Origin of the sequence: Micromonospora sp. WMMB235 (genome assembly GCF_001855515.1) — a bacterium.
Classification (GTDB): domain Bacteria; phylum Actinomycetota; class Actinomycetes; order Mycobacteriales; family Micromonosporaceae; genus Micromonospora; species Micromonospora aurantiaca.
In genome coordinates this window covers 1,405,114-1,419,518 of the sequence record NZ_MDRX01000001.1, presented here as the reverse complement: position 1 = coordinate 1,419,518, position 14,405 = coordinate 1,405,114, and the positions used below count along the sequence as shown (strand labels likewise).

The 14,405-nt window shown below is 75.0% G+C and carries 15 protein-coding genes; 9 read left to right on the top strand and 6 right to left on the bottom strand.

Annotated elements, in window-relative coordinates:
- The first annotated feature begins 3 nt into the window (after positions 1–3).
- On the top strand, positions 4–1,602 hold the full coding sequence (locus tag BFV98_RS06250; protein WP_071095322.1) for a DUF885 domain-containing protein: 1,599 nt from the start codon (positions 4–6) through the stop codon (positions 1,600–1,602).
- On the opposite strand, the gene BFV98_RS06245 is transcribed toward BFV98_RS06250, so the two are convergent.
- Together BFV98_RS06245 and BFV98_RS06240 are read right to left on the bottom strand one after the other, a co-directional pair.
- Positions 1,599–2,813 carry a hypothetical protein gene (locus BFV98_RS06245; protein WP_071095321.1) on the bottom strand — a complete coding sequence of 405 codons (1,215 nt, stop codon included), beginning with the start codon at positions 2,811–2,813 and terminating at the stop codon, positions 1,599–1,601. The genes BFV98_RS06250 and BFV98_RS06245 overlap by 4 nt on opposite strands.
- A 42-nt stretch (positions 2,814–2,855) precedes the next feature.
- Positions 2,856–3,368 carry an NUDIX hydrolase gene (locus tag BFV98_RS06240; protein ID WP_071095319.1) on the bottom strand — a complete coding sequence of 171 codons (513 nt, stop codon included), beginning with the start codon at positions 3,366–3,368 and terminating at the stop codon, positions 2,856–2,858.
- Between the two features lie 219 nt (positions 3,369–3,587).
- Here BFV98_RS06240 and BFV98_RS06235 point away from each other — a divergent pair, with 219 nt between their 5' ends.
- On the top strand, positions 3,588–4,082 hold the full coding sequence (locus tag BFV98_RS06235; protein ID WP_013477056.1) for a type II toxin-antitoxin system PemK/MazF family toxin: 495 nt from the start codon (positions 3,588–3,590) through the stop codon (positions 4,080–4,082).
- A gap of 99 nt (positions 4,083–4,181) precedes the next feature.
- On the opposite strand, the gene BFV98_RS06230 is transcribed toward BFV98_RS06235, so the two are convergent.
- Complete coding sequence (locus BFV98_RS06230) at positions 4,182–4,817, bottom strand: GGDEF domain-containing protein (protein ID WP_030269102.1); 636 nt, start codon at positions 4,815–4,817, stop codon at positions 4,182–4,184.
- A 223-nt stretch (positions 4,818–5,040) separates the two neighbouring features.
- On the opposite strand from BFV98_RS06230, the gene BFV98_RS06225 reads away from it, so the two are divergent.
- The 4 genes from BFV98_RS06225 to BFV98_RS06210 all read left to right on the top strand — a co-directional run bounded on the left by BFV98_RS06225 (position 5,041) and on the right by BFV98_RS06210 (position 8,708).
- Entirely contained in the window at positions 5,041–5,298 is a 258-nt protein-coding gene (locus tag BFV98_RS06225) for a DUF397 domain-containing protein (RefSeq protein WP_013285958.1), read from the top strand.
- 105 nt (positions 5,299–5,403) lie between these two features.
- Entirely contained in the window at positions 5,404–6,291 is an 888-nt protein-coding gene (locus BFV98_RS06220) for a helix-turn-helix transcriptional regulator (RefSeq protein ID WP_013285959.1), read from the top strand.
- Positions 6,292–6,366: 75 nt separating this feature from the next.
- Complete coding sequence (locus BFV98_RS06215; RefSeq protein WP_013285960.1) at positions 6,367–7,203, top strand: SAM-dependent methyltransferase; 837 nt, start codon at positions 6,367–6,369, stop codon at positions 7,201–7,203.
- A gap of 62 nt (positions 7,204–7,265) precedes the next feature.
- The gene (locus tag BFV98_RS06210) at positions 7,266–8,708 is read left to right on the top strand and encodes a serine/threonine-protein kinase (protein ID WP_071095318.1); all 1,443 of its coding nucleotides are present in this window, start codon (positions 7,266–7,268) and stop codon (positions 8,706–8,708) included.
- Between the two features lie 3 nt (positions 8,709–8,711).
- Here the strand turns inward: BFV98_RS06210 and BFV98_RS06205 are convergent, their stop codons facing one another.
- Complete coding sequence (locus BFV98_RS06205) at positions 8,712–9,404, bottom strand: carbon-nitrogen hydrolase family protein (RefSeq protein ID WP_071098771.1); 693 nt, start codon at positions 9,402–9,404, stop codon at positions 8,712–8,714.
- Positions 9,405–9,470: 66 nt separating this feature from the next.
- Here BFV98_RS06205 and BFV98_RS06200 point away from each other — a divergent pair, with 66 nt between their 5' ends.
- Positions 9,471–10,244, top strand: a complete 774-nt coding sequence (locus tag BFV98_RS06200) for a DedA family protein (protein ID WP_013285963.1) — start codon at positions 9,471–9,473, stop codon at positions 10,242–10,244.
- A 7-nt stretch (positions 10,245–10,251) separates the two neighbouring features.
- Here BFV98_RS06200 and BFV98_RS06195 read toward each other — a convergent pair whose 3' ends face one another.
- Together BFV98_RS06195 and gdhA are read right to left on the bottom strand one after the other, a co-directional pair.
- Positions 10,252–11,610 carry a S9 family peptidase gene (locus BFV98_RS06195; RefSeq protein WP_071095316.1) on the bottom strand — a complete coding sequence of 453 codons (1,359 nt, stop codon included), beginning with the start codon at positions 11,608–11,610 and terminating at the stop codon, positions 10,252–10,254.
- 152 nt (positions 11,611–11,762) lie between these two features.
- Positions 11,763–13,094 (bottom strand): NADP-specific glutamate dehydrogenase, encoded by a 1,332-nt coding sequence (gdhA, locus tag BFV98_RS06190; protein ID WP_013477050.1) that lies wholly within the window; start codon positions 13,092–13,094, stop codon positions 11,763–11,765.
- Between the two features lie 92 nt (positions 13,095–13,186).
- On the opposite strand from gdhA, the gene BFV98_RS06185 reads away from it, so the two are divergent.
- Both BFV98_RS06185 and BFV98_RS06180 read left to right on the top strand, forming a co-directional pair.
- Positions 13,187–13,528 carry a MazG-like family protein gene (locus BFV98_RS06185; protein ID WP_013285966.1) on the top strand — a complete coding sequence of 114 codons (342 nt, stop codon included), beginning with the start codon at positions 13,187–13,189 and terminating at the stop codon, positions 13,526–13,528.
- 30 nt (positions 13,529–13,558) lie between these two features.
- Entirely contained in the window at positions 13,559–14,392 is an 834-nt protein-coding gene (locus tag BFV98_RS06180) for a hypothetical protein (protein ID WP_071095314.1), read from the top strand.
- The last annotated feature ends 13 nt before the right edge of the window (positions 14,393–14,405 follow it).

Below are 14,405 nucleotides of genomic sequence, written 5' to 3'. Positions count from 1 at the left end.
GCGATGAGCGAGGACGTCACCGACGCGCTGTTGCGGGAGATGGGGCGCCTCGATCCGTGCGCCGCAGTGGTCGAGGCCGGTGAGCAGGACGCCGACGGCCTCACCGACTACAGCCCGGACGGTCACCAGGCCCGCGCCGACCTCGCCGCCCGCGCCCTGCGCCGGATCGAGGCGCTGCCCGCGACCCCGCTGCACGCCCACCTCGCCGAACGGCTGCGCGCCCGGATCGCCTTCCACGACGCCGGGGAGGACCTGCGGGAACTGCACGCCGCGGCCACCGGCCCGCTCCAGCTCATCCGGCAGTGCGTCGAGTCCGCCGTACCGGGCCGCGACGCCGGGCACGCGGCCGCCGAGGACGGCTGGGCCCGCGTCGGCGCGCGCCAGGCCGCGATCCCGGCCGCACTCGACGGGTACGCCCGGAGCCTCGTGCTCGCCGCAGCGCGCGGTCACCTGCCGGCCCGGCGTCAGGTGGAGCTGGTGACGCAGCGCTGCCGCGCCTGGATCGACGACGACATCGCCCTGGTGCAGCGGTACGGCGACGGCCCGCAGCGCGCCTCGTTGCAGGCGGCGGTCGAGGGCTCGCGGGAGGCGTACCGGAGATTCGCCGCGACGCTCACCGCGGACCTCGCGCCCCGGGCGCACGACGACGAGGCCTTCGGCCCGGCGCGGTACGCCCTCTGGGTGCGGGCCTTCCTCGGCGCGGAACCGGACCTGCGCGAGCTGTACGCGTGGGGCTGGGACGAGTTCACCGCGATCGAGGCGGAACTGGTCGCCGAGGCGAGAACCCTGGGCGGCACCGTGCCCGAGGTGCGGGACCGGCTCGACCGTCCCGACGCGCCGGGCGTCCTGCGCGGCCGGGACGCGTTCGCCGCCTGGCTCCAGGAGCTGCTGGAGGCCACCACCGAGCGGATGCACGGCACGCACTTCGACATCCCGGCGCCGCTGCGGCGCATCGAGTCACGGGTCACCACGTCGGGCGGCACCGCCTACATCGGGCCGTCGCGGGACCTGACCCGGCCGGGCCGGGTCTCGTGGCTGCTGCCCGAGGGCCGGGAGCACTTCTCCACCTGGTGGGCGTACAGCACCGTGTACCACGAGGGCGTCCCCGGCCACCACCTGCACCTCGGCTCGGAGGCGTGCCGGGGCGGCCCCGGTCAGCGGCTGAACCTGCTCGGCGGGCTCTCCGGCGCCCAGGAGGGCTGGGCCCTGTACGCCGAGCGGTTCATGGACGAGCTGGGACTCTACGAGCAGCCGGGCGCCCGGCTGGGACACCTGTTCATGCAGTTGCTGCGGGCGGCCCGGGTGGTGCTCGACATCGGCCTGCACCTGAAGCTGCCGATGCCCTCCGGCGGCGGCGCGCGGTGGACGCCGGACGCCGCGCTGGACCTGCTGCGCGAGCGCTGCCACCAGGGCCCGTACGCGCCACTGGAACTGGCCCGCTACCTGGGCCGGCCCGGGCAGGCGCTGACCTACAAGGTGGGGGAGCGGGTGTGGCGGGACGGCCGCGCGGCGTTCCCCGGCGACCGGCGCGCGTTCCACAACCGGGCGCTGGAACTCGGCTCGCTGGGACTGGACCAGCTCACGAGCGCGCTCGCCGCCTAGCCGGCCTCGTCGGCGGGCAGCTCCTCCGGGTCGGCCACCCAGGCGGAGTAGACAGGCAGCGCGTGCCACGGCCCACCGGCCGGGTCGGTGGTCACCGCGACGACCGCGTACGGGTGACCGAACCGCAGCTCGGCGACGCGGGCGACACCCTCCGGCGGCAGGCCGGCCACCATGCCGAACGCCGTCACCGCGGCGGCCTCGAAACCGTAGCGCCCGAACCGGGCCACCGCGGACTGCGCGGCGTCGAACCCCGGCCCGGCCAGGCCCAGCAGTTCGCCGAGCGCCCGGGCCGCCGCGTCGAAGCCGAACCCGGGTGCGGTCAGGTCGTGCCGGCTGCGCGCCGACCAGCAGGGCAGCACCGCCGTGGCGCGTTCCTCCCGGCCGTCCGGGGCGAACGTGTTGACCGGCTTCTCCCGCAGCGTCCACAGCGGCGTCTCGCCCAGCGGCAGGTCGAACAGTGACAGGCGGCCCGGCACGGAGTCCGGGATGAGCGCGGCGGCGCTCGCCAGCTCCTGCGCGGCGGCCAGCACGTCGGCCGCGGGCACCTCGGGCGCGGCGGCCACCGACACCACGAGCATCCCCGCGCCGTCGTCGCCGGTGCGGGCCGGCACCGCGTGCACCGCCACGTCACCGGCCCGGTCGGTGGCCGCCACCCAGCAGCGGTGCCCGAACGGCGGTGTCCGCAGCACCCGGCTCAGCCGCCCGGCCCAGGCGCTGCCCGCGCCCAGATCCGTGCCCGGGGCCGTGTCGAACGGGTCGGCCCACGACACCCGGGTCGCGAGCGCGCTGGCCAGGACCAGCAGGGTGTCCGGGGCGACGTCGACCGGGAAGCGGTCGATCAGTCCGCCGGTACGCTCCCGGGCCCAGGCGTCCAGCGCCGCCTGGTCCGGCAGCGGACCGCGCTCGGTGGCCTCCGGGAGAGTGGCCCGCCAGGCGGCCAGCTCGGCGGCCGGGGTGCGCTCCCACAGCGCGGTGGCGGCGGCGACCATCGGGTGCGGCGCGGCGAGCAGCGCCCGGGCCTCGGCGGCGGCGTCGTCCGGGTCGGCGTCGAGCGCCTCGGTCAGCGCCGCGCGGGCGTCGCCGGTGGCGGCCGGGCCGGCCAGCGCCAGCAGCAGCCAGGCGCCCAGCGGGGAGGCGACGTGGTGGGTGTCACCGGCGGCGCGGTGCAGCCGCTCGGCGTAACGGGCCAGGGGTGCGCGCAGAGGAGTCACGGCTCCACTCTGCCCGCCGCCGCGTCCGGTGGCACGCCCCGGTCACGACCACAGTTCGAACGGCTCGTCGATCTCCTTCCCGGCCAGGAACGCCGGCAGCAGCTCGGGCAGCCGCCCGGGATAGCAGCGCGGCCGCTCGGCGAGCACCTCGGCCAGCGGCCACCAGCGGAACCCGAAGTAGTCCTCCACCTCGTAGTCCAGCCGCAGCGCCTCGTCCACGTCCGGCCCGGGGCCGGGCAGCCGTACCGTCACCACCACCTCGTCCTGGAGGTGGCGGCGCTGCCGGTGCCGGAAGCTGGCCCGCCGCCGCCACGTCGGCGCGCCCACCTCGTCCGGGCCGATCGCGATACCTGTCTCCTCATGCAGCTCGCGTACCGCCGCCTCCCGGTACGTCTCGCCCGGGTCCAGCCCGCCGCCGGGTAGCTCCCACCACACGCCGAGGTCCGGGTGGTCCGGGTCGCGGGTGTGGAACAGCAGCAGGCGGTCGGCGGCGTCGAGCACCACCAGCCGCACCGCGCTGCGCTCGAACAGCGGCAGATCGTCGGGTAACTCCACGCCCCCAGCGTAAGGAAGGGCCCCTTCTTAACGCCTCCGGTAGTAGAAGGGCCCCTTATTAACAGCGCGCCTCGCGAGGCTCCCCGCCCGGCGGCGCCGGCGGTGAACGCGGCGCGGATCTGGTGGCGGGGCACCGTCACCGGCGCATGATGGCATCGCGTACCCGGCCCGGCGACCCGATTCCCGGGCGGTCGCACCCCGGCCGCTAGGCTGCCCGCCGTGGCAGGTCTGTTGAGGAACGTGGCGTCGAAGCTCGGCCGGATCACCCGGGGCGTACCCGCCCCCACCCGCACCGGCGGGCCGATCCCGGCGCAGGTCGCGCGCCGCCGCCAGGTCAGCGCGTTGCAGCGCCGCGAGTTGTCGTACGCCCCGGAGCCGGACGGGCAGGCCGACCCGGGCGAGATCGTGTGGACCTGGGTGCCCTACGAGGACGACCCCCGCCAGGGCAAGGACCGCCCGGTGCTGGTGGTGGGCCGGCACAGCCGCACGCTGTTCGGGCTGATGCTGTCCAGCCAGAGCGACCGGGACGGCCAGCGGCACTGGCTGGCGCTCGGCCCGGGGGAGTGGGACCGGGACAGTCGGCCGAGCTGGGTACGCCTGGACCGGGTGCTCACCATGCGCGAGGACAGCATCCGCCGCGAGGGTGCGGTGCTGGACCGGCCGCGGTTCGACCGGGTCGGGCAGGCGTTGCGCGCCGGCTACGGCTGGCGCTGACCCACCGGACGGAGCCCGCCCCGGCACCCCGCGACGAGCTGGGGCAGGCAAGGCGGACCGTGCCCGGCACCCCGCGACGAGCTAACGGACGAGCCGGACTCAGCACTCCGCGACGAGCTGGCGGGCCGGACGGGCGGCGCCGAGCGTCTTCGCCTCGTACATGGCCGCGTCGGCGCGGCAGAGCGCGTCGGTGAGCTGGGTGGGGCAGTGCACCGGCGCGAGCCCGACCGAGGCGGTGACCTGGATGCTGCGCGCGCCCAGCGGGATCGGCGCGGCGAGCGCCTCGCAGAGCCGCCGGGTGGCGTGCTCGATCCACCGGCGGTCCGCCGTCGGGCTGGCCAGCAGACCGGCGAACTCGTCGCCGCCCAGCCGGGCCACCAGGTTGGGGCCGGCGAACGCGGCGAGCCGCTGCGCCACGCTGACCAGCACCTGGTCTCCGGCGGCGTGCCCGTAGCGGTCGTTGACCTGCTTGAAGTTGTCCAGGTCGAGCACCACCGCGACGAGTGGCTGCCCGGCAGGGTCGGTGAGCAGGGCGGCGGCCAGCCGGAAGAACGCGCGGCGGTTCGGCAGCCCGGTGAGCGGATCGTGGCTGGCGGCGTGCCGCTCGGCGGCCAGCTCAGCCTGGAGCAGCTCGATCTCGGCTTCGGCGCGCAGCGCGCGGCGGCGTAACTGCCAGGCGGAGACGAGCGCGCCCGCCGCGGAGATGCCGGAGGCGATGGTCATCGGATCCGCCAACGCGTCCTCCTCACCGCAGTCCCGAAGCCGCGCGGAGCGGCGTCCCGGGGCCGGGCTCGGGTCACCGTGCGTGAACGAACCGGCACACCGTATTTCGGTTATCATGCTCTCTGTCCATTGCAGATGCAATAGCAGATGCACGTGCATCTCACTCCTCAGTCGACAGACGTCGCCACCCACCGCTCCTCCCGCGGCCTCGGCTGGCTCATCCCGAAGGACGCCCATGCAGCAACCCCCGAACGGCGTGCCCGTGACCGAGTTGCCACCGATGCGCTGGTTGAAGAGCCGCCGCAGCAACCCCAGCGGCAACTGCGTCGAACTGGCCGAGTTGCCCGGCGGTGGCGGCATCGCGGTCCGCAACTCCCGGCACCCCGAGGGTCCGGCACTGATCTACACAGTGGACGAGATCGCCGCGTTCGTGCTCGGCGCCCGGGACGGCGACTTCGACCACCTGATCCCGCCGTCCCGTACACGGGACTGACTCCGTCCGTCCGGAGGAGTTCACCTCACTGTCGGTTCATGGCATGCTTACTCGTCGGTCCGGGAGGGTGCCCGGCCGGGGCGGTCGGGATGCGAGGGCGGTCAGGTGGCGACGGTGCCCGTCGAGGGTGGTCCGACAAGCGGTCCGACAGTGCTGCGCATGCTGCTCGGCGGGCAGCTGCGCCGGCTGCGGGAGAGCGCCGGGGTCAGCCGCGAGACGGCCGGCTGGGAGATCCGCTCGTCGGAGTCGAAGATCAGCCGGATGGAGCTGGGCCGGGTCGGCTTCAAGGAGCGCGACGTGGCCGACCTGCTCACGCTCTACGGCGTCACCGCTCCGGAGGACCGTGACGCGCTGCTCAAGCTGGCCCGGGACGCGAACAGCCCGGGCTGGTGGCACCGCTACGGCGATGTGCTCCCCGCCTGGTTCCAGTCGTACCTGGGCCTGGAGGCGGCCGCCGCGCTGATCCGCACGTACGAGGTGCAGTTCGTGCCCGGCCTGTTGCAGACCGCCGCGTACGCCCGGGAGGTGATCCTGCTCGGCCACCGCAGCGCGTCGGCGGCGGAGCTGGACCGGCGGGTGGAGCTGCGGATGCAGCGCAAGGAACTGCTGCGGCGCCCCAATCCGCCGCAGTTGTGGGCGGTGCTCGACGAGGCGGTGCTGCGCCGCCCGATCGGCGGTGCCGCGGTGATGCGCGAGCAGATGGACGCGCTGATCGAGGCGACCTCGGGCCCGCACGTGCGGTTGCAGATCGTCCCGTTCGCCGCCGGCGGGCACGCCGCGGCCAGCGGCGCGTTCAGCATCCTGCGCTTCGGTGACGCCGACCTGCCCGACATCGTCTACATCGAGCAGCTCACCAGCGCGATCTACCTGGACAAGCGCGACGACCTCGACTTCTACGCCGAGGCGATGGAGAGGTTGTGCGTGGAGGCCGCGCCGCCGGAGCGGACCCCCGAGTTGCTGGCCCGCATGCGCGACGAGCTGTACCCGGCCTGAGCGGCGCGGCGCCGGGCAGTAGCATGACGGCGACCGGAGACAGTGGACGGTGGCACGCGAGTCGTGGAGGCGGCCTTGACCAGCGACGCACCAGGTACGGCACCCGAGTCGGGCCGGATCGACACCACGGTGGCGCATCCCGCCCGCCGGTACAACTACTGGCTCGGCGGCAAGGACAACTTCCAGGCCGACCGCGACTCCGGCGACGCGATGGCCGCCCGGTTCCCGACCATCCGGATCAGCGCGCTGGAGAACCGGCGGTTCCTGCGTCGTGCGGTGCGGCACCTGGCCGGCGAGGCGGGCATCCGGCAGTTCCTGGACATCGGCACCGGCATCCCCACCGCCGACAACACGCACGAGGTGGCGCAGTCGACCGACCCGCGCGCCCGGGTGGTCTACGTCGACAACGACCCGATCGTGCTGGCCCACGCCCGCGCGCTGCTCACCAGCTCGCCCGAGGGCGCCACCGCCTACCTCGACGCGGACCTGCGTGACCCGGAGCGCATCCTCGCCCACCCCGACCTGCGCCGCACGCTGGATCTCTCCCAGCCGGTGGCGTTGATGCTGCTGGCGGTGCTGCACTTCGTGCCCGACGGTGAAGATCCGTACGCGATCGTCGGCCGCCTGCTGGACGCGTTGCCCGCCGGCAGTTACCTGGCCGCCTCGCACGCCACCCACGACTACCTGCCGGAGGAGCTGGCCGCCGAGGCGAAGGCGGCAGCCCGCGGCGGCGGTCCGCACGGCGTGATCAACCTGCGCAGCCGGGAGGAGGTCGTGCGCTTCTTCGACGGCCTGGAGCTGGTCGAGCCGGGCGTCTGCTCGGTCGCCGAGTGGCGCGCCGACGGCGAGCCCGAGCCGCGCCCGTCGGTGGTCGACGTCAGCATGTACGGCGGGGTCGCCCGCAAGCCCTGACCCGGGCCCTCGCGCCGGGCGGTTGACGGGCACGGGGACCGGACGGGCAGACTGGAGGCATCATGTCGCCTTTCACGCCCGCCCTGCGCCTGCACGACCGATATGTCCTGCGCGAACGCATCGGCCTCGGCGGGATGTCCGAGGTGTGGCGCGCCGACGACGAGGTGCTGCACCGGCCCGTCGCGGTCAAGGCCCTCGCCGGGCAGCTCGCCGCCGATCCGCAACTGCGGGCGGTCATCCAGCGCGAGGCCCGCGCGGCGGCGCGGCTCACCCACCCGCACGTGACCCAGGTGTACGACTACGGCGAGGCGACGCTGGACGGCGGCGTCGTGGTCCCGTACCTGGTGATGGAGCTGGTGGAGGGCCAGACGCTCGCCGACCGGCTGGCCGGTGGGCCGCTGGCCTGGCCGGACGCGGTCCGTACGGCCGGGCAGGTCGCCGGGGCGCTGGCCGCGGCGCACCGGATCGGCGTGGTGCACCGCGACATCAAGCCGGCCAACGTGATGCTCACCGAGACCGGCGCGAAGGTGCTCGACTTCGGCATCGCCGCGCCCGCCGGCCCGCACCCGGTCACCGGGCAGACCGGCGCGCTGCTGATGGGCACTCCCGCCTACTTCGCCCCGGAACGGCTCGACCCCGGCCCGGCGAACCCGGCCGGCGACGTGTACGCGCTCGGCGTGCTGCTGTACCGCAGCCTCACCGGTCAGGCGCCGCTGCCGGTGCGCAGCTGGGACGACGTGCTGGACGTGCGGCGCAACCGGCCGCCGGTCCCGCCGCTGCGGGTGCCCGGCCTGCCGCCGGAGATCGCCGACCTGGTCCTGGCCTGCCTGGCGGCGGACCCGGAGCGGCGGCCCACCGCGGCCCGGCTCGCCGACCGGCTCGGCGCGGGCCGCCCGGTGGACCCGCCGACCGCGATCCTGCCCACAGTGGCGCCGGTGGCGCACCCGCCCACCCTCGTCGAGCGGTCCCCGGCCGCCGCGTCTCGCCCGGTCCCGCCGGCACGTCCCGTCGCGCCGCCGCGCCCGGCGGTCTCGTCGAACCGGCTGCTCGGGCTGCTCGTCGCCGGTGCCGTGGTGCTGCTGCTCGCGGTGGTCGGCTCGCTGGTGTGGGGCGACGGCTCCGGCACGCCGCCGGCCGCCGCGCCCACCGCCGGCCCGTCGACGCGTGCCGCCGAACCGCCCGCCCCGGAGCCCAGCAGTGCCGCGCCGACGTCGGCGGCCGCCGAACCGGTGACGCTGCGTCAGCTCGGCGACCGGTTCGGTGAGCTGCTCGACCGGGCCGAGGCGATCGGGCTGATCGACCGCAAGACGGCCGACGACCTGCGGAAGAAGGCCGCCGAGCTGGACCGGGGCAAGCCGAAGGACCGCGACAAGCGGGTCGAGGACCTGCGGGAGAAGATCGAGGACGCGGCCGAGGACGACAAGATCGATCCGGTCACCGCCGCCGCGCTGCGCAAGCTGATCGACGGCTACGAACGGCTGCGCGGCGGCGCCGACGAGGGCTGACGGTCACCGCAGATCGGCGGCCACCACCTCGCCGACGCCGGTGCCGGCGCGGACCACCGGCTCACCCGCCGGTGACCAGATCCCGGAACCACCCGCGGCCCGCGCGTACCCGCCTCCGGTCGAGCCGGCGAAACTGGCCGTCGCCACCCACACGCCGTGCTCGGCGGCGACGCGGCGGGCGCGTTCGTCCGGCACGGCCGCGTCGTCGGCCGACTCGAGCACCCCGGCCAGGTAGGCGTCCGCGCCGAGCGCCACAGTGGCCGCCGCGTGCTCCGGCGTGCCGGTGTCCTTGCACACCGCCAGCCCCAGCCGCCAGCCGTCCACATCGAGCACCGCCGGCTCCCGGCCCGGTCGCATGTGCCGCGGCTCCGCGCCACCCAGGAACATCTTCCGGTACGCGACCCGCACGCCCTCCGCGTCGATCACGAGCACCCCGATGTGCGGGCCGGGCACCGCCGCCCCGGCCAGCGCCAGCGTGCCGGTCTCGGCGCAGGCCGCCCGCAGAGGCGCGAGCCTCGGGTCGGCCGGGTCCAGCGGCGCGGCGGTCAGCTCGTACCCGGTCAGCGACATCTCCGGGAAGACCACCACGCGCGCCCCGGCGGCGCGTACCGCGTCGGCGTGCCGGGCGGCGTTGCCCTCGACGTCGTGGGAGCGGGTCAGCGGCTGGGCGACGGCGATCCGCAACGGCGTACGCATGACGTACACGATAATGGTTTCCATGACGCGTGGTCGTCCGCGGCTTCGCCCCGTAACGTTGGTCCGATGATCGGAAACGCACAGCTGCTCGCCGTCCCCCGGGCGAGCACCGCGCGGGCCGCGGAACCGTCCGGCGACGGAGTAGCCGGCTGGGTCACCGGCCTGATGGAACGGCTCGGTGGGCCGGGCGCCGGCCTCGCGGTGGCCCTGGAGAACCTGTTCCCGCCCATCCCCAGCGAGGTGATCCTTCCGCTGGCCGGCTTCACCGCGAGCCAGGGCCGGATGAGCCTGGCCGGCGCCATCTTCTGGACCACGCTCGGGTCGATCGTGGGCGCGCTGGCGCTGTACTACATCGGCGCGGCCCTCGGGCGGGACCGGATGCGCGCCCTGGCCGCGCGGCTGCCGCTGATCAAGCTGGAGGACGTGGACCGCACCGAGGCGTGGTTCCTGCGCCACGGCGTCAAGGCGGTGTTCTTCGGCCGGATGATTCCGATCTTCCGCAGTCTCATCTCCATCCCGGCCGGAGTGGAACGGATGCCGGTTCCGGTATTCCTGCTCTACACCGCGCTGGGCAGCCTGATCTGGAACACCACGTTCGTGCTCGCCGGTTACCTGCTCGGCGAGCAGTGGCACGTGGTCGAGGCGTACGCGGGCACGTTCCAGAAGGTCGTCATCGTGGCCGTGGTGGCCGGTGTCTGCTGGTTCGTGGTCAGCCGGGTCCGCCGCTCCCGCCGCACCGCCGGGGACGTGCCGCAGGAGGCGGAGGCGCCGCCGGAGCCGCAGCCGACCCCGCAGGGCACCGTCTACCGGGGCGGCTGGTACTCCCGGGCGGAGGACTGAGGCAGGGTCAGCACGGCGGGTAGAGCGGGCGGGTGCCGGCGCCGGCGGCCCGGGCGGCGTGGTCGCTGAACCGGCAGCCGAATTCCGGTGCCGCCACCGCACGCCGGTCGGTGACCGCGTCACCGGCCGGCCGCTTGCCGGTGCGGACCCAGCGGACCAGGTCGTCCCAGGCGGCGCCGGCCTCGGCCGGGCTGAACTCGCAGTGCTGCGCGGTGCGCACCGCCCGCTGCACGAGCAGCCGGGACCGGCCGTGCCGGGCCACGTCCCGGGCGTACGCCTGCTCCATGCGCAACGGCACGAACAGGTCGCCGAGCCCGTGCAGGCTCAGCACCGGCACGGTGGGACGCCCGGCGATCCGGGGCACCTCGGTCAGGCCGGGCGCGAGCCGCTGGCGCAGGTTCTCCGGCGCGACCCGCTGCACCGTGGCGTTGAGGTTCACCGGCTGGTTCGGCGTGTACCTGGTGAACAGGTTCGTGGCGAGCTGGCCGGGCCGCCGGGCGGGGGAGCCGTCCGCCTCGCCGACGGCGATGCCGAACAGGAAGTCCTTCCACACCGCGAACGCGGCGTCGGCGCCCGGCCGCGGCCCGCCGGAACGGTCCACGGTGACCGCGCGTAGCTGCTTGCCCAGCGCATTGGTGGTGTCCGCGCCGCCCGGGGTCAGCCCGGCGAGGCCGAGCGTGACCTGGATCCTGGGCACCGCCGAGGTCAGGTAGTCGGGCGGCGTCGGGTACGCGCGCACCCCGGCCAGCGCCTGCGCGACCAGGTTGTAGTCCAGGAAGAAGTCGAACAGCTCCTGGTCGCCGAGCACCCCGCACATCGGCAGCGCCCCGGCGTAGTAGCCCGGGTACTGCTCCAGCGACCGGCCGATGACGTGACCGCCCATCGACACGCCGGCGATCAGTACCCGGTGCGGGCGCCGGACGGTACGGCTGAACAGGTCGGCCAGGGCGCGGGTGCCGCGAACGCCGGAGCGCACGTCGTAGCCGTTGCGGTCGTACGACGACGACGCCCACGCGTACCCCTGCGCCACCAGGCGCTGCCGCAGGTCGAAGCCGGGCGGCTCCGGCGACAGCTCGGTGCCCTGGCCGCGGTAGCCGTGCGCCCACATCACCAGCTCGCCGTTCCAGCGCGCCGGGATCTCGATGACGTACCCGGCGTTGGCGTGCACGCCCTGCCGCACGGTGGTGGCGGCCCCGCCGACCACGAGCGGCGGCAGCGGCGGGTTGACGATGGTGTAGCCGGGCAGCGGGCCGCTGCCGTCGTCGCGGCCGGTGGCGGCGGCGGGGGCCGCGCCGGTGAGGCCGAGCGTCAGCGCGAGGGCCGCGCCGACGGCGAGCAGCCGGCGACGGACGGGTGAGGGCTGCATCGCTGCTCCCCGGGGGACGGGTGCCACCCCGGGACGGGGGTGACGACGCGGGACGGATGCCTACCGGCCGGTAGCGCCCTGAACCTAGGCCGGGCGTCGAGAGCTGTCAATCGCTGACCGACCGCTCCGCCGGCGTCCGTCCCGCGGACCGCTCAGACCAGGCCGTGCGCCAGCATCGCCTCGGCCACCCGCCGGAACCCCTGGATGTTCGCCCCGGCCACGTAGTCGCCGGGCAGGCCGAACTCCTCAGCGGTCGCCCAGCACCTGTCGTGCACGTCCCGCATGATCTCGCGCAACCGCTGCTCCGACTCGCCGAACGTCCACGTGTCGCGGCTGGCGTTCTGCTGCATCTCCAGCCCGCTCACCGCCACCCCGCCGGCGTTGGCGGCCTTACCCGGGGCGAACCGCACCCCGGCCCGGCCGAGGATCCGCACCGCCTCCGGCGTGGTGGGCATGTTCGCCCCCTCCACCACCGCGACGCAGCCGCCCGCTACCAGCGCGGCCGCCTCCGCGCCGCCGATCTCGTTCTGCGTGGCGCAGGGCAGCGCCAGGTCGCAGGGCACCTCCCACACGTTGCGGTCCGCGACCGCCACCGCGTTGCGCGCGTGCTCCGCGTACTCGGCCAGCCGTCCCCGGCGCTGCTCCTTCAACTCGCGCAGCAACGCCAGGTCGATGCCCTTCTCGTCGACCACGTAGCCGCCGGAGTCCGAGCACGCCACCACAGTGCCGCCGAGCTGGTGCACCTTCTCGATCGCGTAGATGGCCACGTTGCCGGAACCGGACACCACCACCCGCTTGCCCTCCAGGCTGTCCCCGGCCTGGCGGAGCATCTCGTCGGCGAAGAACACCGCCCCGTACCCGGTCGCCTCCCGGCGCACCTGCGCGCCCCCGTACGCCAGGCCCTTGCCGGTGAGCACGCCCGCGTCGTACCGGTTGGTGATGCGCTTGTACTGCCCGAACAGATAGCCGATCTCCCGGCCGCCCACCCCGATGTCACCTGCGGGCACGTCGGTCTGCGGGCCGATGTGCCGGTACAGCTCGGTCATGAAGCTCTGGCAGAACCGCATCACCTCGCGGTCGGAGCGGCCCTTCGGGTCGAAGTCCGCGCCGCCCTTGCCGCCGCCGATGGACAGCCCGGTCAGCGCGTTCTTGAAGATCTGCTCGAACCCGAGGAACTTCACGATGCCCAGGTAGACCGACGGGTGGAAGCGCAGGCCGCCCTTGAACGGGCCGAGCGCGCTGTTGAACTCCACCCGGAACCCGCGGTTGACCCGCACCCGGCCCCGGTCGTCCTCCCACGGCACGCGGAAGATGACCTGCCGCTCCGGTTCGCAGACGCGCTCGACCACCTCGGCGTACTCCGGATGCCGGGCCAGGGCCGGACCGATGCTCTCCAGCACCTCGCGGACCGCCTGGTGGAACTCGGGCTCTCCCGGGTTCCGGGCGACCACGCCGGCGAACACCGACTCGACGATCTCCGGCATCACGGGCACCTCCTCTCGCCTGGGACGCAGGCCCTCCGGCCTGCGTCGCCCCAGGATACGAACGGTGTGCGGGGTGCGGTTCACTGGTCCGCGTGGACGCCACCATCTGGACGACGGCGCGGGACGCGCGCGCCTGGCTCGACGCCGCGAACGGCCGCGGCGACACCGAACTGACCTGTCGCATCCTCAAGATCGGCGAGGAGGCCGGTGAGGTCGCCGCGGCGTGGATCGGCCTGCTCGGGCAGAACCCGCGCAAGGGGGTGACGCACACCCGCGAGGAGGTCGCCGCCGAGCTGGCCGACGTGGCGTTCACCGCGCTGGTCGCGATCGAGAGTCTCGGTCTGGACGCGCACGCCGTGCTGGCCGCGTGCGCCGGCAAGGTGCGCTCGCGTACCGGAGTGGGAATGAACCGAGACGCCGACGCAGACGTATGACCCGATGGGGACCGGCGAGAGGGGACGACCATGACCGCATCCGAGGACGACCCCGGCCTGGCCAGGCCCCGCTGGTCCGGCGGAGCCCGGCTGCTCGCGGCGGCGGCGGTGCTGGTGGTGGTACTCGGCGCGGTGGCCGTGGCGGTGACGCTGTCCAACCCGGCCCGTCTCGGCGTGGTCTTCTCCGGCGGCGCCCCGCCGTCGCCCGCTCCCGGCGGCGGCTCCGGCGGGGCGGGCGCCGCCGAGGTGGCCGGCGCCGAGACGCTCGCCGCGCCCCGCGGCAACCGGCAGCGCGCCCAGTTCGAGCTGGTCGACGGGCTGACCCGGTTCACGCTGCGGGCCGCCGACCTCGGCGACGACCTCTACCGGATCGGCGCGCCGGACGGCTCGGGTGTGACGCCCCGCCCGCAGCTCGTGGGCGACCGGGTCCGGCTGCGGATCGAGGAGAACGGCCGCCCCGGCCCGGCCGCCGTCGAGGTGGTGCTCAACTCCCGGGTCGCCTGGCGGCTGCGGCTGCTCGGCGGCGTTAGCGAGCAGCGGCTCGACCTGGGCGAGGCCCGGCTCGCCGGGATCGACCTGGTCGGCGGCGCGTCGCGTACCCGGCTGCTGCTGCCCCGGCTCGACGGCTCGCTCACCGTCCGGATGACCGGCGGGGTCAGCGAACTCACGGTCACCGTGCCCGGCGGGCCGCCGGCCCGGGTGCGGGTGGCCTCCGGCGCCGGCTCCCTGACCCTGTACGACCAGCGTCGCGGCGGGATCGCCGCCGGTGACCTGGTCAGCTCACCGGGCTGGGACCGGGCTGCCGACCGGCTCTACCTCGACCTGGTCGGGGGTGCGAACGCGGTGAGCGTCACCGCGGAGTGAGCGTACAGTCGGG

Excerpts from the sequence above, each read along its gene's own strand:
- BFV98_RS06205 (WP_071098771.1), bottom strand. The coding sequence starts at position 9,404 with ATGCGTACGCCGTTGCGGATCGCCGTCGCCCAGCCGCTGACCCGCTCC.
- BFV98_RS06180 (WP_071095314.1), top strand. The coding sequence starts at position 13,559 with ATGACCGCATCCGAGGACGACCCCGGCCTGGCCAGGCCCCGCTGGTCC.
- gdhA (WP_013477050.1), bottom strand. The coding sequence starts at position 13,094 with ATGCCGGAGATCGTCGAGTCGGTGTTCGCCGGCGTGGTCGCCCGGAAC.
- BFV98_RS06195 (WP_071095316.1), bottom strand. The coding sequence starts at position 11,610 with ATGCAGCCCTCACCCGTCCGTCGCCGGCTGCTCGCCGTCGGCGCGGCC.
- BFV98_RS06200 (WP_013285963.1), top strand. The coding sequence starts at position 9,471 with ATGATCGGAAACGCACAGCTGCTCGCCGTCCCCCGGGCGAGCACCGCG.
- BFV98_RS06225 (WP_013285958.1), top strand. The coding sequence starts at position 5,041 with ATGCAGCAACCCCCGAACGGCGTGCCCGTGACCGAGTTGCCACCGATG.
- BFV98_RS06210 (WP_071095318.1), top strand. The coding sequence starts at position 7,266 with ATGTCGCCTTTCACGCCCGCCCTGCGCCTGCACGACCGATATGTCCTG.
- BFV98_RS06250 (WP_071095322.1), top strand. The coding sequence starts at position 4 with ATGAGCGAGGACGTCACCGACGCGCTGTTGCGGGAGATGGGGCGCCTC.